The organism is Moraxella sp. K02, from assembly GCF_041154755.1.
GTDB lineage: Bacteria > Pseudomonadota > Gammaproteobacteria > Pseudomonadales > Moraxellaceae > Faucicola.
In genome coordinates this window covers 16,771-39,194 of the sequence record NZ_AP031591.1, presented here as the reverse complement: position 1 = coordinate 39,194, position 22,424 = coordinate 16,771, and the positions used below count along the sequence as shown (strand labels likewise).

At 39.2% G+C, this 22,424-nt stretch carries 19 protein-coding genes; 12 read left to right on the top strand and 7 right to left on the bottom strand.

Annotation, left to right across the window (positions count from 1 at the left end; genetic code table 11):
• Positions 1-1,049: 1,049 nt before the first annotated feature.
• A complete protein-coding gene (gene repM, locus ACAM39_RS11580) occupies positions 1,050-2,000 on the top strand; it encodes a replication initiation protein RepM (RefSeq protein ID WP_282850601.1) in 951 nt (316 codons plus the stop codon).
• Positions 2,001-2,114: 114 nt separating this feature from the next.
• Here repM and ACAM39_RS11575 read toward each other — a convergent pair whose 3' ends face one another.
• From ACAM39_RS11575 to ACAM39_RS11565, 3 genes are all read right to left on the bottom strand, one after another.
• Positions 2,115-3,032: a ParB/RepB/Spo0J family partition protein gene (locus ACAM39_RS11575; RefSeq protein ID WP_101965244.1), complete on the bottom strand. Its 918-nt coding sequence runs from the start codon at positions 3,030-3,032 to the stop codon at positions 2,115-2,117.
• A gap of 28 nt (positions 3,033-3,060) precedes the next feature.
• A complete protein-coding gene (locus tag ACAM39_RS11570) occupies positions 3,061-3,900 on the bottom strand; it encodes a ParA family protein (protein WP_095356867.1) in 840 nt (279 codons plus the stop codon).
• A 482-nt stretch (positions 3,901-4,382) separates the two neighbouring features.
• Complete coding sequence (locus tag ACAM39_RS11565; protein ID WP_101965246.1) at positions 4,383-5,153, bottom strand: IclR family transcriptional regulator; 771 nt, start codon at positions 5,151-5,153, stop codon at positions 4,383-4,385.
• A gap of 194 nt (positions 5,154-5,347) precedes the next feature.
• Between ACAM39_RS11565 and ACAM39_RS11560 the strand changes: the two genes are divergently transcribed.
• The 4 genes from ACAM39_RS11560 (at position 5,348) to ACAM39_RS11545 (ending at position 9,952) form a co-directional block, all read left to right on the top strand.
• Entirely contained in the window at positions 5,348-6,736 is a 1,389-nt protein-coding gene (locus tag ACAM39_RS11560; protein ID WP_095356865.1) for a GntP family permease, read from the top strand.
• 31 nt (positions 6,737-6,767) lie between these two features.
• Complete coding sequence (locus ACAM39_RS11555; protein ID WP_369628649.1) at positions 6,768-7,928, top strand: iron-containing alcohol dehydrogenase; 1,161 nt, start codon at positions 6,768-6,770, stop codon at positions 7,926-7,928.
• 69 nt (positions 7,929-7,997) lie between these two features.
• Positions 7,998-9,494, top strand: a complete 1,497-nt coding sequence (locus ACAM39_RS11550; protein WP_369628648.1) for a CoA-acylating methylmalonate-semialdehyde dehydrogenase — start codon at positions 7,998-8,000, stop codon at positions 9,492-9,494.
• Between the two features lie 266 nt (positions 9,495-9,760).
• Positions 9,761-9,952 carry a hypothetical protein gene (locus ACAM39_RS11545; protein WP_369628647.1) on the top strand — a complete coding sequence of 64 codons (192 nt, stop codon included), beginning with the start codon at positions 9,761-9,763 and terminating at the stop codon, positions 9,950-9,952.
• A 137-nt stretch (positions 9,953-10,089) separates the two neighbouring features.
• Here ACAM39_RS11545 and ACAM39_RS11540 read toward each other — a convergent pair whose 3' ends face one another.
• The gene (locus ACAM39_RS11540; protein WP_369628646.1) at positions 10,090-10,668 is read right to left on the bottom strand and encodes a recombinase family protein; all 579 of its coding nucleotides are present in this window, start codon (positions 10,666-10,668) and stop codon (positions 10,090-10,092) included.
• Between the two features lie 588 nt (positions 10,669-11,256).
• Between ACAM39_RS11540 and ACAM39_RS11535 the strand changes: the two genes are divergently transcribed.
• The 3 genes from ACAM39_RS11535 to ACAM39_RS11525 all read left to right on the top strand — a co-directional run bounded on the left by ACAM39_RS11535 (position 11,257) and on the right by ACAM39_RS11525 (position 14,427).
• On the top strand, positions 11,257-12,456 hold the full coding sequence (locus ACAM39_RS11535; RefSeq protein ID WP_369628645.1) for an ATP-binding protein: 1,200 nt from the start codon (positions 11,257-11,259) through the stop codon (positions 12,454-12,456).
• 95 nt (positions 12,457-12,551) lie between these two features.
• A complete protein-coding gene (locus ACAM39_RS11530) occupies positions 12,552-13,688 on the top strand; it encodes a Fic family protein (RefSeq protein WP_369628644.1) in 1,137 nt (378 codons plus the stop codon).
• 133 nt (positions 13,689-13,821) lie between these two features.
• Complete coding sequence (locus tag ACAM39_RS11525) at positions 13,822-14,427, top strand: recombinase family protein (RefSeq protein ID WP_369628643.1); 606 nt, start codon at positions 13,822-13,824, stop codon at positions 14,425-14,427.
• A gap of 934 nt (positions 14,428-15,361) precedes the next feature.
• Here the strand turns inward: ACAM39_RS11525 and ACAM39_RS11520 are convergent.
• From ACAM39_RS11520 to ACAM39_RS11510, 3 genes are all read right to left on the bottom strand, one after another.
• Positions 15,362-15,844: a DDE-type integrase/transposase/recombinase gene (locus ACAM39_RS11520; RefSeq protein ID WP_369628642.1), complete on the bottom strand. Its 483-nt coding sequence runs from the start codon at positions 15,842-15,844 to the stop codon at positions 15,362-15,364.
• 101 nt (positions 15,845-15,945) lie between these two features.
• The gene (locus ACAM39_RS11515; RefSeq protein WP_369628641.1) at positions 15,946-16,257 is read right to left on the bottom strand and encodes a transposase; all 312 of its coding nucleotides are present in this window, start codon (positions 16,255-16,257) and stop codon (positions 15,946-15,948) included.
• Between the two features lie 124 nt (positions 16,258-16,381).
• The gene (locus ACAM39_RS11510) at positions 16,382-16,834 is read right to left on the bottom strand and encodes a MerR family transcriptional regulator (RefSeq protein WP_036594787.1); all 453 of its coding nucleotides are present in this window, start codon (positions 16,832-16,834) and stop codon (positions 16,382-16,384) included.
• Between the two features lie 105 nt (positions 16,835-16,939).
• Between ACAM39_RS11510 and ACAM39_RS11505 the strand changes: the two genes are divergently transcribed.
• From ACAM39_RS11505 to dsbD, 4 genes are all read left to right on the top strand, one after another.
• A complete protein-coding gene (locus tag ACAM39_RS11505; protein WP_369628640.1) occupies positions 16,940-18,952 on the top strand; it encodes a heavy metal translocating P-type ATPase in 2,013 nt (670 codons plus the stop codon).
• A gap of 72 nt (positions 18,953-19,024) precedes the next feature.
• Entirely contained in the window at positions 19,025-19,729 is a 705-nt protein-coding gene (locus ACAM39_RS11500; RefSeq protein ID WP_007116050.1) for a DsbA family protein, read from the top strand.
• A gap of 50 nt (positions 19,730-19,779) precedes the next feature.
• Positions 19,780-20,322, top strand: coding sequence for a signal peptidase II (lspA, locus tag ACAM39_RS11495; RefSeq protein ID WP_007116049.1), 543 nt, complete (start codon positions 19,780-19,782; stop codon positions 20,320-20,322).
• A gap of 73 nt (positions 20,323-20,395) precedes the next feature.
• A complete protein-coding gene (gene dsbD, locus ACAM39_RS11490) occupies positions 20,396-22,357 on the top strand; it encodes a protein-disulfide reductase DsbD (RefSeq protein ID WP_369628639.1) in 1,962 nt (653 codons plus the stop codon).
• The last annotated feature ends 67 nt before the right edge of the window (positions 22,358-22,424 follow it).

The window sequence follows — 22,424 nt, the reverse complement described above, 5'->3', positions numbered from 1 at the left end:
TTGCTCTGTTCCCTACTACATAGCTGTATTTCAGTATCATACGCCATTCAATAATCCCAATGATGACTTCCCATTATTCCCTGCCATACCGTCACACAGGCTAACGCATCAGCTCCTGCTCGGTGCGCATTGCTATGTTCTACCCCAAAGTGTGCATAGCCTTGCTTAGGCTAAAATAACGATTAGATTTCAGTGTGTGTTCTTTAAACAATTGCAACTTGGGTATTAGTAAAATTAGCTCTCCCCATCCACTCATATGGGTGAATGCCATAGACCTTTCATACGCTTGTACTAGAAGGTCTATTCGTGTAGATAAGTATGTAGATAATCAGGTTTATAGAAATATAACAAAATGCCATTTCAATAATTTAGTCATTTTGCCCCACCCGCCCGTGTTTTTGTTATGAAAGCAAAAAGGGTGATATTGATCTAATTGGTTAAAGATGGTATGGATTTGAGATTGCGTATCCGCTGTTATTTAGTTTTAAGTCATCAAATTTATATATAATTGGCCAAGGTCATCATAAAATCGCTAATTTAGCCATTTAACATGTTCGCTTGCGGCGTTTTAGTCGTTTCTTTAGGTTTTCGATAGTGCCCCATCATAAATTAACTACAGCCTCAATACGTTCTCGTGATGAGTCTTTATCTAAACCTCAAATCGAGTGTTTCTCACCCTCTGTTTTGTAAAAAAGTGACATAAATGGCTAATACGTGATTTAGATACTAATTATTATCATTGAATGAATAAATATAACCCTTATTTCGCAGATTTCAATTAGTTCTAAAGATAGATAAAAAATTAGACAATATGTTTTACTAGTTTTTTTAGCTTTACAAGCTTTACGGTAGTTTTTTTTACATTAAAATCAATGGCTTATTACCAATTAAAAGAGTTTTAGTTAGTCATTAAAAGAGTTTTAGTTAGTCATTAAAAGAGTTTTAGTTAGCCATTAAAAGAGTTTTAGTTATAATTTAATGAGCCTGTATATTTACTCTTTAAAAGGAAAGAGTTATTATTCTCTTTAAGAAAATAAGAGTGTATCGATATGGCTGACTTAGTTGTAAAAACCAATCATTTAAATACGGTGCTACAAAATTTATCGCTTGCTGAGATTAGGATTATGCAATTAGCAATAATTGATGCACGTGAGAACGGTAAAGGTCTTAATGCTAATGATCCTTTATTTATATCAGCTCAGCGATATGCAGAAGCATTTGAAACAACTACTGAAAACGGCTATCTAAGGCTTAAGGAAGCCAGTATACATCTTTTAAAACGCTATTTTAGTTTCATTAATCCAAGAAATAATCTTGTGTCAAGTAATTGGTTAAGCCAAGTCGAATATCTTGAAAACAGAGGAGGTATTGAAATTGTTTTCACCCCGGCAGTGGTTGAAGGTATTACTAGAATTGATGGGGCAATCGATTTTTTTACCAAATACTTATTAAGTAATACTATTAAGTTTAAAAGTGTTTACAGTGTAAGGTTATATGAACTTATAACGCAATTTAGAAACAAGCGTAATGGAAAAACAGACGAATTTCCGTTGGAAATTTTTAGAAAACAATTAGGTATAGAACCAAAGCAGTATCAAGGCATGAGTGATTTTAAAAAATATGTTTTAGATAAAGCTGTTGGAGAAATAAATGAACATAGCGACTTGTTAGTCGGGTATGATCAGATAAAAGACGGAAGAACAATTACAGGGTTTTGTTTTAAATTTGAAATTAAAAAGCAGAGTGTTAATAAGCAAAATAATATTGATAATAAAGCATTGTTGATAGAAAACTTAAGTGATAAACAGATTGCTAGAATTACACATAGCAAAAAATTCATATCCGATTATTCTAATATGGTTAATCCACAAAGTCCTGCTAACCAGTCGTCAAATTCTTGGATAGAGGAAATGTCTAAACGTTTGATAACTCATCCTGGTGACTTTATAAAACGTCCTTTGCAAGAGTATTTAGACGATGAACAGGCTAATAGATTTTAGTAATCGAAATCAAAACTAAATAATACTAATTACTTATAAAAAGAGTTTTTGTTAGTTAAGAGTCAATTCGTCTACTAGTTACTAACCAAAACTCCTTTTATTAAAATTTGAATTTTAAGAAGAGATTAAAGTTTCGAAGAATTTTTCAATCGCTTGTTGATGTTGATCTAAAATATCATTACTAAATTCAATTGTTGTCTTATTGAGATTTTTCTTAATTTGCCCCACTTTTTTGCCATCTATTGCAAATATTTTGACGGTACGATTACCGTTTTTAATATTATTACCTTTGTTGCCTTTTACTCTGATTTCGATTTCATTAAGTATGCCGTTTTGTTTGAGACCTTCTGTTAGTACCAAATCTAGAACCTCATTTAGTATCTCTACCATTTTTTCACTAGCTATATCATTGTTCTTAATAAATTGCCCTATCTGTTCTGCAGTTTTTGCAGTTAATAAAGTGGGAGAATTATCGAGACGTTGCTGTATCTCTAGGGGTAATTTCTCAAAAGATAATAATCGGTATAGGTCTTGGCGTGAAATACCTAGCGTATTTGCATATTCGGATTTGTTTGGAAAACCATTTTTAAAAGCTATGACGGATTTAGCGATTTCATAATCTGTTAAATCTTCTCGGTTAATATTTTCTGCCAAGGCTAATAAGCTATTTTTTTCGTCAGTGGCATCCATCACTATACAATCAATGTAGGGTTTTTCTAATAATTGAAAGGCACGATATCTTCTTTCGCCTGAAATAATTTCGTACTGATTGCTTTCACCGCTTGATCTTACAATGATTGGCTGCAGTAAGCCTAGTTCTTTTATGGAGTTAGCCAGGCTCTGAAGTTCTAACTCATCAAAAACCATCCTTGGTTGGAATTTATTAGGTTTAATATTTTCGAGTGCTATTTGGACATAAGTATTAGCGCCCGTCACAAAAATATCTCTACTATTAGAACCTAAATAGTCGTTTTTTAATTTTTCTTGATCTTGTGCCGATTTTTCTGCCAACAATTTTGCGAGTTTGCTCATAAATAATCCCCATTGGTATTTTTAAAATTTACTTGTTTTGTCCACTTGTGGACACATCGGAGATAAAGCCTATTTCTTTTGCCACCCATTTTGCCAAATCCCTAAATTGTCTAGCGATTGATGACTGAGTATCGATATCACTAATACTCAGATGTAGCTTTGCTGCTTGGTCGATTTTTGCACTACTCGGAATAGTAATTGGAATCACTTTACCTAGAGCAATTTCTAACTCATCGCGAATATTGCGGCACATTAATTGTCTTTCATCGTGTCTAACTAGTAGAGCACCTAATAGGTTTAGAGTTGGATTAATACGCTTTAAACTGTCAATATAGCGTTGCAATTCAACTACTCCATACATGCCGTATTGAGAGCCACTAAAAATAGGGATGATGTAGTCTGTCGAACAAGCTAGAGCATTACTAGTTAAAATTTCTAAGCTAGGTGGGGTATCTAGTAAAATAACATCATATCGGTTTTTTAATTTATCAATTACCTCTACGAGAACTTCCATGGGTCTAGGTTCTCTTTCTCTAATTTTGTCCTTATCGATTGTTAGTTTTAAAGAACTGTAAATTAATGAAACGCCATCAAAATGCGTAGTGTCATGAATTGACTTTTCTATAAGGTCATCTTTGGATACAGGATTATCATAGTTAGGTATAATCAAATCTCGAATACTAATATCTATTTCACTTGGATGTTTTAAACCAATGTGAGTACTGGCATTTTCTTGAGGGTCTAAGTCGATAACTAAAACCTTCATACCAAGCTTAGCGAGTTCTGCTGATAGATGAACAGTTGTGGCGGTCTTGCCACAACCTCCTTTATGGTTTGCAATAGTAATGACTCTCGCTGATTTATTCATAATTTTTTACTCTGCCATAAGTGTCCACATGTGGACATATTTGAATTATGAATATTATAAAGTGAAAAAATGAAAAAAGCATTATAAAATATAATGCTTTATAATTAAAAATGTGTCCACATGTGGACACTATAATAATCTTGATTTGAGTAAAATAAGTAACGATTTTCAGATAAATATGCTAACAAGATTAAATATATATATTCGTAAACGAAGAGAAAATTATTAAGAATAAATTACCGATATTAAGCCAAGCAAAAGAATATTCGACCACTCAAATTTTTGGAATAACTTCAAACTTGTAGAAGTCATCAAGTTTCCCCTGAAATGGTTTTGACTGAGTAAGCGAACTTCTCACACGATAACCTCCATCAACTCAAATCTATCAAGTGTTTTTCTTCATTATTGACAATTGATAGCAGCGTTCGAATATTTTACATTTTTTTTTCAGATATTTACCTCATCAATCATCTGAAAGTAATTTACATACTTTGCCTTTGAAAAATCTGCTGCAATGCTAAGGCAGCTTCCTGCATCTGTGGCACATAGCTAAGTAGCTCATCTAAGGATTTACGGATTGTGGGACCATGAGTAAACACCGTTGCAAAAACAGGATTATCACCATTGGGGATAGGTACTGCACAGGCGACCATGCCTGGTATAAACTCTTCATTGTCGGTCCCCACTTGTGAGTGCCGAATACTATCAATTTTATCTAGTAATATATGCTTATCCACCAAGGTGCTTTTGGTCAATGCATGTATAGTCATGCGATTGATAATTCTGTGGCATTCATTGTCAGGCAACTGGGCTAATAACAGCTTACCGCTGGCACTTGCCCAAATGGGCACATGTGTCCCAGCGGGTAAATAAATCTGTAACGGCCAATTTGACAAGACCCGATCTACATACACCACTTCTAAGTCTTGCATAATCGCAATGCCTACTGTTTCATCAATTTGATCCGATAATTTTTGCAAAACAGACAGCCGCTCGGCTTTGTAATGACCAGTCTGCCATAAATTCATTGCAAAACTGTGGGTACGCTGACCACAGATAATTCTGCCTTGGATGTCAAATTGCAAAAATCCGGTACTTTCCAGTTGTCCGACGAGCCGATGAGCGCTTGATAAAGGGATATCTAAGGCTTGTGCCAAATCTGCAATACTTAATGGAATCTGGGAATTGGCTACAAGCTCAATAATATGTAGCACGCGTTCAACGCTGGAGCCTTTCTTTTTTTCTGTTGTCATACCGTCTCTTTTACCAAAGAATAACTATCTTAGCTGCGAAAAATATACGCCTCTGCCTTTGATGTCAACAAGATAGGGTAAAACAGCACGAATTTATTCAATCATCGCTTGTACACTAAAAAAATCTATGATAATTTATATAATGAGAATATAATTCCCATTATATATTTTTATTACTTGCACAAGGAATGTGTATGATTAGCTTACTAGGCATATTATTGTCTTTGTCTCTCTTAATGTATTTGGCATATAGAGGACATAGCGTTATTTTATTAGCACCGATTCTAGCTATGTTAGCTGTTGTGCTAAGTGGCGAATCCAGTACGATGTTAGGAATTTATACCCAGATATTCATGAAAGGCTTGGGTGGGTATATTGTAAGTTTTTTCCCCTTGTTCTTACTTGGTGCGGTCTTTGGCAAACTGATGGATGATTCAGGTTCAGCCTTAAGTATTGCAGAGTATTTAGTAGCGAAGCTAGGAAGCAAGCAAGCGATGCTAGCAATCGTCTTAGCATGTGCCATTTTGACTTATGGCGGGGTATCGTTATTCGTAGTAGGTTTCGCTGTCTATCCGATTGCAGCACAGTTATTTCGTAAATTAAATATACCTAAGCGGCTAATTCCAGGCGCGATTGCGTTGGGTGCTTTAACTTTTACGATGACTGCACTACCTGGAACACCCGCGATCCAAAATGCCATTCCAATGCCTTTTTTCAAAACAGATGCCTTCGCAGCACCTGTACTAGGCACGTTAGGCGGCATCATTATGTTGATTGGTGGCATGATTTGGATGAATCGGCAGGCAAAACTGGCAAGCATAAGTGGTGAAGGCTATGGTAACCACCAAGAGAAGTTACCCGTTTTAGAGCAGCACAATGTGCCATCCATTTGGGTTGCATTGATACCCATTATTCTGGTTATTCTGATCAATTTTTTGTGTACGAAATGGTGGCTGCCAAGTTTGGATAGCAGCTACTTAGCCACCGAGAAATTTGGCAATATGCCTTTAAGCAAAGTGCTAGGTATTTGGTCAATCGTGATTGCTCTAGTGGTCTCTTGCTTGGCACTCATTACTTTAAATTGGCAACGCTGGAAAGACCTAAAAGAGTCTTTGAGTAGTGGCGCATTTGGCTCGTTACTTCCAATATTTAACACCGCCTCCGAGGTTGGATATGGTTCAGTGATTGCGACATTAACTGGTTTTGTGATTCTTAAAGAGTTTTTATTGGGTTTATCACCGGGTAATCCACTTATCTCAGAGGCAATTTTTATTAACGTGATGGCAGGTATTACCGGATCGGCCTCAGGTGGTATGAGTATTGCGTTAAACACGATGGGTGAGACTTACTTACAGTTGGCTCACCAATTTGGTATCAACCCAGAGTTGATGCATCGCGTGGCATCAATCGCTTCTGGCGGTTTGGATGCATTGCCGCATAATGGGGCGGTGATTACCTTGTTGGCCATCTGTCAGCTGACGCATAAAGAATCCTATAAAGATATTTTTATGGTTGCTGTAGTCATTCCGGTAATCGCACTCGTGGTTGTTATCACTTTGGGCACCCTATTTGGCTCTTTATAACTTCACCTTCACACATAAAGGAATATGAACGATGTCTAGCACTATACTTTTACCCCGAATCATGGAAGTAGGCTATGAGTCCTACAAAAGCTTACCTTCGATACTTGAAAAACTGAACGTCAAAAAACCCCTGATTATCACCGATAACATGATGGTGCAATTAGGCTATGTCGCCAAGGTCCAAGCCGTATTACAAGAGAATGGCATCGCCTCGGATGTCTTTTCGGATACCGTGCCAGAGCCGACTGATAAGTCGATTGAGATGGGTATCAAAAAAATACAACAGCAAGCGTATGATTGCGTGATTGCCCTAGGTGGTGGCAGCCCCATCGACAGTGCTAAAGCCATTGCCATCTTGGGTAAGTTTGGCGGTGAGATACGCGATTATAAGTTTCCTCGTCAAGTCAATGAAGCAGGCTTGCCAATAATCGCGATACCTACCACTGCAGGTACAGGGGCGGAGGCAACCAAATTTACCATCATTACTGATGAGCAAAAAAATGAAAAACTGCTATGTGTCGGTACAGGTTTTATGCCGATTGCGGCGGTGATTGATTATAGCTTTACCATGAGTGTGCCACCGCGTACGACTGCAGATACGGGGATTGATGCGATGACCCATGCCATCGAAGCCTATGTCAGCCAAAAACGTAATGTTTATAGCGACCAGCAAGCGTTAGCCGCGTTGCGTCTCATTGGCTCAAGTCTGCAAACTGCTTATCATGATGGTAGCAACCAAGCCGCCCGTGAGGAGATGATGCTTGGCTCGACCTTGGCGGGTATTGCCTTTTGTAACTCATCGGTGGCACTGGTACATGGTATGAGTCGTCCGATTGGGGCATTTTTCCATGTACCGCATGGGCTATCCAATGCCATGCTACTACCTACTATTACCGAGTTTTCGATTCCTAATGCCCCAGAGCGCTATGCCGATTGTGCTCACGCATTGGGTATCACCGCAGCCGATGACAGTGTTGACACCGCCAACCAAAAATTGATTGAATTTTTAAAAGCAATTAATCAAGAGTTTGAAGTGCCCACCTTACAGTCTTTTGGCGTCGATCGCCAATATTTTGATGGGGTGCTTGATACCATGTGCGAGCAAGCATTTGGCTCTGGCTCGCCCAATAACAACCCTCGCGTTCCAGATGCGACACAAATGCTATCGCTGTATCGTAAACTTTGGGACTAATTAACCACTGACACTATTTCATCTTACCCTATTTATCTAAATTAGCTATTTATCCAAAGAGGATTACTTATGCAAACCATCGGACACTTTATAAACGGCGAGCTCATCGTAGATGACAGCCCAACGCAGCCGGTTTATAACCCATCGACTGGCGAAGTCAGCAAACAGGTTGCCATCGGCGGTGCCAAAACCATTGATGACGCAGTCGCTGCTGCTAAAGCCGCCTTTCCTGATTGGCGTAAAACGCCGCCCCTAAAACGGGCTCGGATTATGTTTAAATTTAAAGAACTACTTGAACGCCATGCTGACGAAATCTGTCGTCTAATCGGTGAAGAACACGGTAAAATCGTGCATGATGCGGCAGGTGAATTACAACGTGGTATTGAGAATGTGGAATATGCATGTGGGGCACCCGAGCTGTTAAAGGGTGAACACAGCCGCAATGTCGGACCTGACATCGACTCATGGAGTGAATTTCATCCATTAGGTGTTGTCGCAGGCATCACCCCCTTTAACTTTCCAGTGATGGTACCGCTCTGGATGTTCCCCATGGCGATTGTATGTGGCAACACCTTCGTATTAAAACCGTCTGAAAGAGATCCTAGTGCGTCGCTATACATTGCCCAATTGTTAAAAGAAGCAGGCTTACCCGATGGTGTATTAAATGTGGTCAATGGTGGCAAAGACGCTGTCGATGCGATCTTGACTCATAAAGACATCCAAGCAGTAAGCTTTGTCGGCTCTACCCCTATCGCTGAGTATATTTATAAAACTGCTGCAGCTAATGGCAAACGTTGTCAGGCATTGGGCGGTGCCAAAAACCATGCGATTGTGATGCCCGATGCCGACTTAGACAACGTGGTGAATTCACTGCTAGGGGCAGCGTTTGGCTCATCGGGTGAACGCTGTATGGCGCTGTCAGTGGCGGTAGCAGTAGGTGATGAGATTGCCGATAAAATGATTGCGGCACTAAAAAATGCGATGCAGCAGCTAAAAATCGGGGTACATTCAGACAAAGCCAATGACTTTGGGCCCGTGATTACTCATGAACACAAACAAAAAGTACTAGGGCATATCAAAAGCGCCTCAGAACAAGGTGCGTCGGTATTGGTTGATGGCTCACGTACGATGCCAGCAGGCTATGAAAACGGCTTTTTTGTCGGTGCAACCTTGATTGATAATGTGACGAAAGAGATGAGCAGTTATCAGGCAGAAATCTTTGGCCCTGTCTTACAAGTGATGCGAGTACAGACCATGGATGAGGCGATGAGACTCATCAATGAACATGAATATGGCAATGGTACCTGTATTTATACTCGCGATGGCGAAGCAGCTCGCTATTTTACTGACAATATCCAAGTAGGGATGGTCGGGGTGAATATTCCATTGCCTGTGCCAGTGGCGTATCAAAGCTTCGGTGGTTGGAAGCGTTCATTATTTGGTGACTTGTTTATGTATGGTCCCGACGGTGTGCGTTTCTTTACCCGCCGCAAAACGATTACCCAGCGTTGGCCAAGTGCCAGTGTTCGCGAAGCTCAGCAGTTTTCAATGCCAACACTAAACTAAGCGCTGCAGAAAACTAGCGAATTTTAACGTTGTTATCGTTCTTCCTACCTGAAATAGCGCTAGTTACAAAAAGAAGGGTGTTGGGTAGCTAGGATAGGTATCTTCTTTGAAGTCAAAGCAAAGCTGTTGACGAGTAAACAGCTTTGCTTGCCCAATTATAAAGTAGGACTATTCAATTTTTAAAAGACCCCTTAAGGATCTATAAAAACTACTGGATAGAAACAGGCAATGCAACATTCTTAATTGACAAACTCGTTGACGAGCGGGTGAACCTTGCACTAATCGAAAAAGCATTTGTTGATAACGACGTATTGTCCAGTTTTGACGTCGGTGACATCAGCCCTATTGCGTTATTGTTTCAAACAGCCAGCCATATCATTCATCAGATAAGGATAGAATTTAACAAACAAACGCATACTGTCGTATTTGATAGGGAAGACTACATTGAAGAGAATTAGCCTAAGCTAAAAATTTCATATTGATTAGGTGATGTTAATCTTAATGATTTCTATTAAAAAGGTAAGACCCCGACCATCCCCGCAACTGCGTGCCTAGATGAAGCGAGATAATGTCCAAATTCTTTGCTGAACCCCTATCAACTCCCTATCCCAGCCATATTAAGACTTTTCACCGGCACCAGCCGATACAACGTCTGCGGATGCACCCCTAGAATTCTTGCCACCTCAGGATAAGTCCGTCCAGAAGACAACTCCCGACGAGCCAGTTCCAACTTCTCCTCACTCACCCTAGGCTTACCCGGGACTTTACCACGGCGACGCGCTGCCGCAAGACCCGCCTTTACCCGCTCTTGAATCAGCTCGCGCTCCATCTGACCCAGTGCTCCCAAAATATTAAAATACAAGCGTCCTGCAGGCGTACTCGTATCAATACTCTCGGTAATACTCACAAGCTGTGCACCCGCCGTCCGAATTTGCTCACTGATTTTAATCAAATCGGGTAGCGAACGACACAACCGATCGAGCTTCCAAACCACCAAGGTATCACCTTCACGTAAATACCCTAACGCATCTGTTAACCCTTGGCGTTCTTTTACACTACTTATCTTATCGGTAAAAATTCGATCACAGCCATATTTACTCAAAGCATCAAGCTGCAAAGACAAATCTTGCTCCTTGGTTGACACCCGAGCATAACCAATTACCTGAACCGTCAAAATACCCTCCTAAAAAAATAGCCAGCGACGCAGTAACGAAATAGTCAACAAATACCCACCCTTTGAAAAATATCGACTAATTTTAACTCCCCATATAAACATAACTAAAAGTTATCCAAATATACAAGGTAATATCTAAAAATCATCAATTAGAATTTAGAATAAAAATATTATTGTCAATACATAAATTACAATAAAACACAAAAATAATTGACTACCCTAATATCATTGATAGGTTTTCATTGAAATAAATAATAGACAGTATTATTGAATAAAACTGGGGTAAAAACAATCAAAATTGTTACACCTAATTAATTCAACAATAACAGGTGTTTTTGTTGAATTAATATTTAAAGAAAATCTATAACATTTATTTATGGATTTAATTTTAGACAGTAAATTTATTATTCATCTAAAAAAAACGCGTAAATATTGAATAAAATGAAATACGATTCAAATAATGTATATTTTTATAAAAAAATGCTTTTATTTTCCATTAATTAGAATTTATATCATTAATTGGAAATTCATTTCCATTATTTGTTAATTTTGCTAAAATTGGAAATAAAATACTAAATGGGATAGTTGATGATTTCTCGAGAAAATTATTTACAGCAACTGATTCAATTTAAAGATTCAGATTTTATAAAAGTGATAACCGGGGTGCGCCGTTCTGGTAAATCTGTTTTATTGATGCAATATCGAGATTATTTGCTGTCTCAAAAAATCAGTGCAGAAAATATTATTTACCTGAATTTTGAGAGTTTTGAGTACCAGTGGGTCAAAAATGCAGATGATTTTAGCCAATTAATGAATGAGAAACTTAAAGGCAGTGAAAATAAGGTCTATTTGTTATTTGATGAAATCCAATTTGTAGACGGATGGCAAAAAATTATTAATGCGGTCCGAGTTAGCTTTAATAGCGATATTGTGATTACAGGCTCTAATGCGAATTTACTCTCTGGGGAATTGGCGACTTTATTAAGCGGTCGCTATGTGGCGATTAACATTTATCCCTTGTCCTTTAGAGAGTATCTGTTAGCTAAGCAAGTACCTGTGGATTCTAGGTTGGTTGATAAATATTATCTTGAGTATGAACAATACGGCGGGTTTCCCAGTGTTGTTATGGCAGATGAGCCTTTGAAGGATACCATCTTATCAGGAATTTTTGATTCGATTGTGCTCAATGATATTGCGCATCGGGCAGGGGTGAAAGATACCCATATTTTAAAAAGCGTCATTTTATTTTTAGCTGATAATGTCGGGCAGTTAGTTAATCCAAGCAAAATCAGTAACACATTGACCAGTGAGCGAGTGCCAACCTCGAATCATACCATTAGTAAATATCTTGAGTTATTAGAAAATGCGTTTTTGTTCTATAAGGTGCAGCAATATGATATTCGAGGTAAGGGCTATCTTAAAACCAATGCAAAATATTTTATCGTGGACAATGGCTTAAGACGTCATGCAATTGGTAAAAAAGCGGCAAATTATGCCAATCGGTTGGAAAATATTGTATTTTTGGAGCTATTAAGACGGGGCTATACACTGGATGTGGGTCGTTTAGACAGTAAGGAAATTGATTTTGTGGCTCGCAGGGCAGATGAATTGCTGTATGTGCAAGTGACTTATCAAATCCCAGAGAATACCCATGAAACGGATAATTTATTACATATTCGAGATAATCATAAAAAGATAGTTATTACAGGAAAGTATGATGAGCGTCGCCAAATTGACGGTATTCCACTAATTTATATTGTGGATTGGTTGTTGGAATCTAATGAATAAACAAAAATCAACTAATATAAAATAGATATTCTCCGCATATTTTGCGGTAATTGTTTGCTATAATTACCGCATCTACTTTTTATTATTCTCTATAAATGCTATATAAAAAATACATTCACGAATATCCCAACTGGACCGATTGGCAAATTGATAATAATCAGTTGTTACCATTGGTGGCCAATGTGCGTCTATTACAAGGTAAACTTTTGGGACAAATGCAAAGCCTGGGCTTTGAGTTGCCGCTTGAAGCCCAATTGGACGCTGTGACGCTTGAAGTGATTAAAACGTCTGAGATAGAAGGGGAGATACTCAATAATGAGCAGGTACGCTCATCGGTTGCTCGGCATTTAGGTATTGAACACCTATACGACCCGGATACCCTGGTAACACCCACTCGAGAAATCGATGCTATTGTAGAGATGATGTTAAGAGCCAGTTTTTATTTTGACCAACCACTGACGCTTGATGAAATCTTTGCTTGGCATCGGGCGTTATTTCCCACGGGTTTTAGTGGGCTATATAAAATACAGGCGGGCAGACTTCGAGATGATCGTACAGGTGCCATGCAAGTGGTATCAGGAGGTTATGGTCGCACTAAAGTGCATTTTGAAGCACCACCAGCACAACGATTGCCAGATGAGTTGGCTAAATTTATTGCTTGGTATAATGAGGAGCAACCTGATTTAGATTTAACCTTAAAAGCCGGTATTGCACATTTATGGTTTGTGACCCTGCACCCTTTTGAAGATGGCAATGGGCGTTTAACTCGGGCGATTACCGAGCGTATGCTTGCCAAGAGTGATGGTAGTGCCAGACGTTTTTATAGTATGTCTGCTCAAATCTTAGCAACTCGGTCAGACTATTATACGATTTTGGAGTCGACCCAAAAAGGCTTAACGTCAACAACAGATTGGTTGGTATGGTTTTTACAAACGCTCGAACAGGCTTTAACGATGGCACTCACTCGTACCCAAAGGACGGTTGATAAAGCCCAATTTTGGCATACGCATCGCCATACAACGTTTAATGAACGCCAAGTGATGATGATTAATCGAATGTGGGGGGATTTTTTTGGTAAATTGACCACCAAAAAATGGGCAATGATGACCAAAACATCGTCAGATACAGCACTAAGAGATATTAATGATTTGGTCGATAAGGGCATACTGATTAAATCTGCAGCGTCTGGGCGTAGTCAAAGCTATGAGCTAAGCGCTCACGCTGATAGTTAAAATAATTGTTTTTCGTGAGTTTGTAAATCAGCGCCAATTCGGCGCTTTTTTATTCTATTTATTTCATGATAAAGCCAAATAAATCTAAATATGATAAGATGGGGTAATTATCATTTATCGTGAGAAATCTATCATGAGTTTAATCGGTTATGCCCGAGTGTCAACTTCTGAAGGGAAACAACTCCTTGACCGTCAAGTTGACGCCTTAAAAGAAATCGGCTGTGAGCGAATTTTTGAGGATAAGGCATCGGGAAGTAACTCCCAACGTAAAGGATTGGATGATTGTCTCAACTATTTGCGAAAAGGCGATGTGCTTGTTGTTTTGGATTTGGATCGGTTAGGGCGATTAGCCAGTGACTTGATTAAATTGATTGATGAACTGGCTGAAAAGGGCATTGGCTTTAAAGCGATTAACTCACCGATGGACACCACAACCCCTGCAGGTCGAGCGTTTTTACAAATTCAAGCGGCGTTTGCTGAAATGGAGCGTAATATTATCCGTCAGCGAGTGAAAGAGGGGATTGCCGCTGCCCGTGCCCGGGGACGTAAGGGCGGACGCCCTAGAATCATGACCACTGAGAAACTTAAATATGCCCAGCATCTGATGGCTGATCAAACCAAAAGCATTCCAGCGATTTGTAAGGAGCTTGGTGATATTCCCAGCAGTACGCTGTACCACTATGTAACAGCGAAAGGAGAGCTTAAAAAGGCAGGAGTGGATTTGCTAAATTCTGAATAACCTTCGCATTACCTGTTTTTTTTAAGCCTATAGCATTTAAATTTTGAGGTTAATCTTAAATGAATAGTCTGCTATACTACTACAATGTAGTATGTGAAATTATTTATGTTTACCATTGTCGAAACGCCTTTGTATATAAAAAGCGTTCTGCTGAAAATCGCAAAAGTTGAACCCCAAGTGCTACTGCGCGTTGCTCATTAAAAACTTTTGCTGTGAAGAATAGTTGGCATTCGTTTGATTGACGACTTGCTATACAAGGCTGGGGGCTAAAAGCCCTTATTTTTTGCCCAAAATGAAATGTCTAAAAAACCACCGTTTTTTGGGCTATTCCTAGTTGCCGATTTTACGGTTTACACGAAATATTTTACAGTCTCGTGACACCAAACAAATTAATATAATTAAAAAAAGTGCTGTCGAAGGTATGGATAATAAAAAGAAATTCAATATTTTATCTTTGTCAGTAAACCAAGTTAAATTACCAGATTTCAAACTAGTTTGAATAAAAATGATGTACCCATAAATTATCACTAACAAAAATGATATGAAATTTTTTAATTTGTTATTTTTCATCCAATACTGAAAAAAAGTGACAAATAACAAAATAGGCGAGAAAAATATCATTGCAATACAACTAACCCCTATTATTGCACCCATTAATATATTAAGGTTAGGATAATTAAATATATTGCTTGTGAAAACAAACAACAAAACAATTAGAGATGATAGATAAAATGCTAAAAAAACGAAAAACATAAATTTAAATAAAGATGGCTTTTTACTCATGGCTTACATCCCTGTTGCTCAGTATAACCTAAAAGTTTACACTGTAGTGGTCAAGTAATATTGGACAGCATCTAAGAGATTTTGATTAACAAACTGTATTTCTTTCTCGACTGGTGTTAAGTAATCATTAAAGCTATGTGGTCTAACTTGACTATAATAGCCGACGATATAACTGGCAACATCGACTCTTGCTTGGGCTTAATCGTACTGTATAAGCCATGTTAAGCGCTTGGGTGGTTAATTTACTGTCAGGGCTCTCACTCATCGCAAAACCCACGATATTGCGAGAGAACAGGTCAATCACTACCGCTAGATAACAAAATCCTGCTTGGGTACGGATGTAGGTCACATCGCCTGTCCATACTTGGTTTGGCGCAGTCGGGCTAAATGCTCGTTTAAGCAGGTTGCCATGTATAGCGTGTTCTTTATCCGCTTTGCTGTAGCGATGTCGAATAAGCTGGCGACTAACCAAGCCTTGCTGCGCCATGATTTTGCTTGCTTTGTAACGGGTGATTTTAACATTATGTTGTTTGCTCACGATCGCTGATAGCGTTCTCGCCCCTGCCGAGCCTTTGGATTGGTCAAAGGCTTGTTTTACCCAGAGAGTTAAGTTGATTTGCTCAAGGCTGGGCATCTTGGGCTTTTTTGCTAGATAGTGAGTACTCCTTGCTACGGCAAACAGCTCACATAGTTTAACTTTACTGATTCTAGGTTTTGCTTTGGCTAGTTTCTCTATTAGCGGTGAAAACCGAGTGTGTCTATCGCTAATAGAGCTGATGCCTTTTTTAAAATATCTCGCTCTAGTTTGAGCTGGGCCACTTCTCTTTTTAGTCGCTGAATTTCTCGTTGTTCTTCTGTTAGGGCGTTACCCTTAGATATGGGGTTGCCTTGTTGTTCTGCTCGGTAGCGTTTTAGCCATGCTTTTAGGCTGGACTCTCCAATTTCATATTGGGTAGCAACCGCTCCAATCTTTTGCCCTTGTTCTTCTATGAGTTTTATCATTTCAAGTTTGAATTCGGGTGTGTATGTTTTGCGTACTTTTGTCATGAGATTATGCCTCCATTTAGGGTATTATAATCTCTTATCGGTTGTCTAATTAAACTTGACCACTACAGCAGTAAGCTGTCCTATTATGAGCTACATATAGATACCCAAGTATTATATGTTACCTCTACCGTATTGCCTCTAGCTCTGTCGTAGATAGTTTAATTCCTTCTTCTATTAAAGTGGGTGCGAATTGTAATGAATGAATTACTTTGCACTTATCGACAGAATCTTGTTGACAATTGCTCATTGTGTGTAATAAGGCTCGAATAGTTTGTAATTGCTGTATTTTTTGTTCAATCTGTGCCAAATGGCTAGCAACTAGCTTATCCGCTATCACACAGCTTTGGTTGGGATTTTGCTTAAGTTGATTAAAAGCCTTAATTTCTTGCATTGTAAAACCTAATGAACGACAGGTTTTAATAAATTCTAATTGTTCAATAGCATGCTGGTTAAAATAGCGGTACGCATTTTCGCCTCGACTGGCTTTATTTATCGCCCCAATTTTCTCATAGTAACGGATAGTTTCGATATTAATCCCTGTTTTTTTACTTAACTCGCTGATTTTAAATATAGACATAAGTGACCTTTTCGTATGACTTGGATTATTATTAATTGACCCTGTAGTGACTACAGGGTTTATAGTAACAGGTAATCTTTAATAAAACCATTAGAAAGGTGTCGTATGTCAAAAAATTGTTGCTGTACCGACGAGGAAGAAAAAATCATAACCGCTAGCCATGGCAACCATGAGGGTCACAGTAATGAAGATGGGCATGACCAGTCGCATGACACAGGTGACAAAACCACGTTTCAGCTTTTTTTACCAGCGATAATTGCCTTTGTGGTATTAGCCATTGGGCTAGTGCTTGACCATGTGATAAAACCTGTATGGTTCACGGAAATACCACGCTTTATTGTATATGCCATTGCTTATATTCCTGTGGGCTTTCCTGTGTTAAGAGAGGCTTTTGAAAGTATCAAGTCTGGCAATTGGTTTTCAGAATTTTTTCTGATGGGTATTGCGACCATTGGGGCATTTGCCATTGGCGAATACCCCGAGGGTGTTGCCGTCATGCTTTTTTATACTATAGGGGAAATCTTTCAAGCAATGGCAGTACAACGTGCAAAGGGAAATATCAAAGCTTTGCTTGACCAACGTCCTGATGAGGTCACCATCATTGAAAATAACCAACCCAGCATTGTTAAAGCTATATCCGTGGGTGTCGAACAAATTATTCAGCTAAAAGCAGGTGAAAAGCTAGCACTGGATGGGGTCTTACTTTCTGATACCGCTTCATTTAATACCTCGGCTTTGACAGGGGAAAGTAAACCCGATGCCAAACGTCAAGGCGATGTGGTATTGGCAGGGATGATTAATTTACAAAATGTGGTGCAAATTAGAGTTACGACTGCTTATCAAGATTCCAAGCTGTCTAAAATTTTAGCCTTAGTGCAAGATGCGACCCGCCAAAAAGCCCCGACTGAGCTTTTTATCAGTAAGTTTGCCAAAATTTATACCCCGATAGTAGTTGCCTTAGCGATTGCTATTACCCTTGTACCCTATTTCTTTGTGGCTGATTATGTGTTTAGTAATTGGCTGTATCGGGCTTTGGTATTTTTAGTCATATCTTGCCCTTGTGCTTTGGTGATTTCGATTCCGCTTGGCTATTTTGGTGGTATTGGGGCAGGTAGCCGTAATGGAATTTTATTTAAGGGCAGTAATTTTTTAGATACCCTAGCGACCATTGACAATGTGGTGATGGATAAAACGGGAACGATGACTGAGGGGGTGTTCAAAGTCCAAGAGGTAAACATTGAGCCAGCCTTTGACCCAAATATGATGCTAGGCTATCTAAATGCTATAGAAAGCAAATCTACGCATCCCATAGCTACCGCAGTCCACGAGTATGTTGGGCAAGTCGATAGCACGATTGCCCTAGACAATGTGCAGGAGATTGCGGGGTATGGTTTAACCGCTAGTATCAAGGGGCAATCTTTTTTAGCAGGAAATGCAAAATTATTGGATAAATTTAATATTCAATATCCTAGCGAAGTGGCTCAAAGTATTGATACTGTCATCGTTATGGCGTATGCAGGGCAATATGTGGGCTTTCTTACCATTGCCGACCAAATCAAAGCAGATGCTTCTCATGCCGTTGATACCTTAAAACAGCTTGGGGTCACGACTACAATGTTAAGTGGTGATAAAACCGCCGTAGTAAAGTCAGTCGCCGACAAGTTACACATTGAACGTTATTTCGGTGATTTATTGCCTGAAGATAAAGTAACCCACTTAAAAACTATCAAAGACCAACCTTCTAATAAAGCCAATAAAAAACAAACCGTGGCATTTGTGGGAGATGGAGTGAATGATGCTCCTGTCGTCGCTTTAAGTGATGTGGGTATTGCTATGGGAGGCTTGGGCAGTGATGCCACAATTGAAACCGCTGACGTGGTCATTCAAGATGATAAACCATCAAAAATTCCAATGGCGATTAATATTGGCAAACAAACCCGTAAAATTGTTTGGCAAAATATTACCTTGGCATTTGTGGTCAAAGCTATTGTACTAATATTGGGTGCTGGCGGTGTGGCGACGATGTGGGAGGCAGTATTTGCTGATGTGGGTGTGGCTTTATTAGCCATTATCAATGCCATGCGAATTCAACGTATGGACTTTGTGGATAAACGCTAATGTGGTATATCCATTTAATTATTTAATCAAAATTTTAACTAAAAATGGCTACTCGTCTATAAGGAATTTTTCATGAAAAAAACTACACTTACCCTAGTGACTACGCTACTTGCTCTTTCAGCCACGTTGGTTGCTTGTGGACAACAAACCACCACTAATTCAAATAATAGCCAAACTCCCACTACAACTAATGCCCAATCTACACCACAAGGCGAATCTGATACTATTACTGCCAAGCAAGTCGCTACAGATACCTTAGTACGCTCGCATTCACCTATTATTGGTAAGGTAGATGCCCCTGTAACTATAGTAGAGTTTTTTGACCCTTCATGTGAGGCGTGTCGGGCAATGAATCCGTATGTTAAACAAATCATCAATGAGCATAATGGTAAGGTAAGGCTGGTGCTACGTTACACCTTATTTCATAAAGGCTCTGAACAAGTGGCTCGTATTTTAGAAACTGCCAAAGAACAGGGTATATACGAACCAGTTTTAGCAGCGGTATTTGAAGCCCAACCGCAGTGGCATGACGACGAAACAGTTAAAGCGGCTTGGCAAGCGGCTATCAAGGCTGGGCTTGATGAACAAAAAGCTCGTGCCAGTATGAATAGTGATAAAATTAACCAAGTACTGAAACAAGACATGGACGATGCCAAAACTATTAAAATCTCAGGTACACCGACTTACTATGTCAATGGCAAGTTGCTAACTAAACTATCACCCGATGGGTTACAGGCAATGGTTGCCAATGAAGTCAAAACCACAGCCAAACCATAAAGAGTTCGTTAAGTCGTCATTTACCTAATACCTAAATTTATCGAGTTGTTATGCAGCCGTCGAAAAACACCTTAAGTGATATTAAAAATCCCCAAACTGCTTGGCTATGGTATGGCTTAAGTGCGTTGGTGGTTGGGATTGACCAACTTTCCAAGGTATATTTTGAAAATAACTTTCAGTTATACCAAACAGTATCGGTCATTGAGCCAATCTTTAACTTTACCCTAGCCCATAACTATGGAGCTGCCTTTAGCTTTCTTGCTGACCAAGGCGGTTGGCAACGTTTCTTTTTTAGTGGGTTAGCATTTGGCGTATGTGGATTTATTATTGTCTATTTAAGGCGTTTACCCCGTGATACAGGGGTGTTATCAGCAGGATTGGCATTGATAATGGCAGGGGCGTTAGGTAACTTGATGGATAGGGTGCGTTTAGGCTATGTGGTTGATTTTCTACATGTGCACTATGCGAATGTGTGGAACTTCCCGATTTTTAATTTGGCGGATGTGGCGATTAATCTTGGCGTAGTATTGGTATTGATAGATAGCTTTTTTTTGGAAGCTAAACGTCGAGAACCACCTATGATAGATGCTTAAATAATATCTATAAATTCAATTAAGCTACAAACCGAAAATACGAATCAAGATATGAGTTATAAGTGCCAGCAATATGATAACTAAAAATATAATTTCCTCCTATCAACGAAGTTATTTTATTTCGTTAGTTCAACTATTAGCTATTGTTTTTATCATAGCTATCAAGGTAACTCCAGCCCATGCTATAAATTTGTCTGATATTTTTAGTTCAAATAACGCCAATACGACCAATCCATCCAAACCGTTGCCCGTTCAAGAGGCATTTGCGATAACAACGACCCAGCAAGGTAATCAGCTCACTATTCAGGCAGATGTCAAAGATGGCTATTTTGTATATCAAGATAAGCTCAAACTTGAATTACCTCAAGGTGTGAATGCCACACCTTTGGTTTTTGACCAAACTGCCACGTTTGTGAATGACCCCAGTTTCGGGCGTGTACCTATTATTGATAAAAGCTTTACTGCTAAAACGACACTTTCTGTATTAAAACCTATGCAAGCACAGCCTGCTATTGTGAAGTGGCAAGGCTGTGCTAAGATGGGACTATGTTACCCTCCTGAAAAAGTAAATTTCACCTTACAGCCTATCACGCCACAAGCCGCTAGTGCTGTGCCTACGACCCTACGTCCATCGCCCAATAATACCACTCCTGTTATCACAGACAAGGCCCCACTCTCGCCACCTATCACGACCGACATCACAGCTCAACATCCCTCACAGGGTGACAATGATATTTTTGGATTGAGTCGGCATACAGGCTGGGCATTACTATTGTTATTTTTGGCAGGGTTGGGTTTATCATTTACGCCATGTGTACTACCAATGCTACCTATCGTGGTGAATATTGTGGCACGTCAGCATAGTCCTTCTGCTAAAAAAGGCTTGTTATTAACAGGTAGCTATGGTGTGGGTGTAGCAACCAGTTATGGATTAGTGGGGGCATTGGTTGCAGTATTTGGGCAATCGCTTGGCTTGATGAATATGCTCCAAGAGCCAATTATTTTACTAAGCTTTGCAACGGTGTTTGTGCTTTTGGGCTTGTATATGCTTGATGCCATACCATTTCCCCTCTCTGCTCGATTGTCACGCTTAGGTCAAACAATAAGTAATATAGGTACAAGCCGTCTAGGAAGTATGTCGGGCAGTTTCATTACAGGATTTTTTTCAGCCATGGTTGTGTCGCCTTGTGTATCCGCCCCGCTTGCAGGAGCATTGGCAGGGGTAGCTACTTTGGGTAACCCTGTAATTGGGTTTTTTGCTTTATTCCTGTTAGGGCTTGGACTTTCTACACCTTTGATTATTTTAGGTGCAACACAGGGAAATTTTATGCCAAAAACAGGAGAATGGATGGTATGGGTAAAAACAGGTTTTGCTTTGATGTTATTCGCTGTGGCTTTAGTAATGATAGAAAGGGTGTTGATATCTCATTTCATGTTAGGGATATGGGCGATATGGTTTATGGTCGTGGCAACATGGCTATGGCATTGGCAAGGTATTGGACAAAAACAAGAACCATCACACGGACGAATAGTAATCAAGGCAATTGCCCTTATAACGGCAATTTGGGCAAGTATTTTATTAATTGGAATGGCATTGGGTAGTCAAGATAGCTGGCAACCCCTAAAAACCATCAAAACATCAAGTGTTGCAAGTAGCATCACAGACCAATCACCAAAAATCACTAAGATATATAAAATGAGCGAGTTAAACCCTATTTTAGCGAACAATCCAAAGGTTTTAGTTGATGTAACTGCTGATTGGTGTATTACTTGTCGAACTATGGATAAAACGTTATTTGAAACACCACCAGCCCAGCTTAATGATTGGCAAGTAATAAAAATGGATGTCACCGATGATACAGTGGATAGTAAAGAAGTGTACCAAGCATTGGACGTATTTGCTCCGCCTGCTTTGTTATATTATCAAGAAGGTAAACTTGTTGCTCGTCAAGATGGTAATGTAGAACGGGAGGTATTTGAAAAACAATTAGCTCAATTAAATGATAAGCTAAGAATACCAAATATAGTACGATAAGAATGAACTAGCCCAAAATTCGAACCATATAGGGCGGTAATGACATTTGTTTAGTTTCTTACCCAAT

Coding starts and splice junctions, on each gene's coding strand:
- repM (WP_282850601.1), top strand. CDS start 1,050: ATGGCTGACTTAGTTGTAAAAACCAATCATTTAAATACGGTGCTACAA.
- ACAM39_RS11575 (WP_101965244.1), bottom strand. CDS start 3,032: ATGAGCAAACTCGCAAAATTGTTGGCAGAAAAATCGGCACAAGATCAA.
- ACAM39_RS11570 (WP_095356867.1), bottom strand. CDS start 3,900: ATGAATAAATCAGCGAGAGTCATTACTATTGCAAACCATAAAGGAGGT.
- ACAM39_RS11565 (WP_101965246.1), bottom strand. CDS start 5,153: ATGACAACAGAAAAAAAGAAAGGCTCCAGCGTTGAACGCGTGCTACAT.
- ACAM39_RS11560 (WP_095356865.1), top strand. CDS start 5,348: ATGATTAGCTTACTAGGCATATTATTGTCTTTGTCTCTCTTAATGTAT.
- ACAM39_RS11555 (WP_369628649.1), top strand. CDS start 6,768: ATGTCTAGCACTATACTTTTACCCCGAATCATGGAAGTAGGCTATGAG.
- ACAM39_RS11550 (WP_369628648.1), top strand. CDS start 7,998: ATGCAAACCATCGGACACTTTATAAACGGCGAGCTCATCGTAGATGAC.
- ACAM39_RS11535 (WP_369628645.1), top strand. CDS start 11,257: ATGATTTCTCGAGAAAATTATTTACAGCAACTGATTCAATTTAAAGAT.
- ACAM39_RS11530 (WP_369628644.1), top strand. CDS start 12,552: ATGCTATATAAAAAATACATTCACGAATATCCCAACTGGACCGATTGG.
- ACAM39_RS11525 (WP_369628643.1), top strand. CDS start 13,822: ATGAGTTTAATCGGTTATGCCCGAGTGTCAACTTCTGAAGGGAAACAA.
- ACAM39_RS11520 (WP_369628642.1), bottom strand. CDS start 15,844: ATGCCCAGCCTTGAGCAAATCAACTTAACTCTCTGGGTAAAACAAGCC.
- ACAM39_RS11515 (WP_369628641.1), bottom strand. CDS start 16,257: ATGACAAAAGTACGCAAAACATACACACCCGAATTCAAACTTGAAATG.
- ACAM39_RS11510 (WP_036594787.1), bottom strand. CDS start 16,834: ATGTCTATATTTAAAATCAGCGAGTTAAGTAAAAAAACAGGGATTAAT.
- ACAM39_RS11505 (WP_369628640.1), top strand. CDS start 16,940: ATGTCAAAAAATTGTTGCTGTACCGACGAGGAAGAAAAAATCATAACC.
- ACAM39_RS11500 (WP_007116050.1), top strand. CDS start 19,025: ATGAAAAAAACTACACTTACCCTAGTGACTACGCTACTTGCTCTTTCA.
- lspA (WP_007116049.1), top strand. CDS start 19,780: ATGCAGCCGTCGAAAAACACCTTAAGTGATATTAAAAATCCCCAAACT.
- dsbD (WP_369628639.1), top strand. CDS start 20,396: ATGATAACTAAAAATATAATTTCCTCCTATCAACGAAGTTATTTTATT.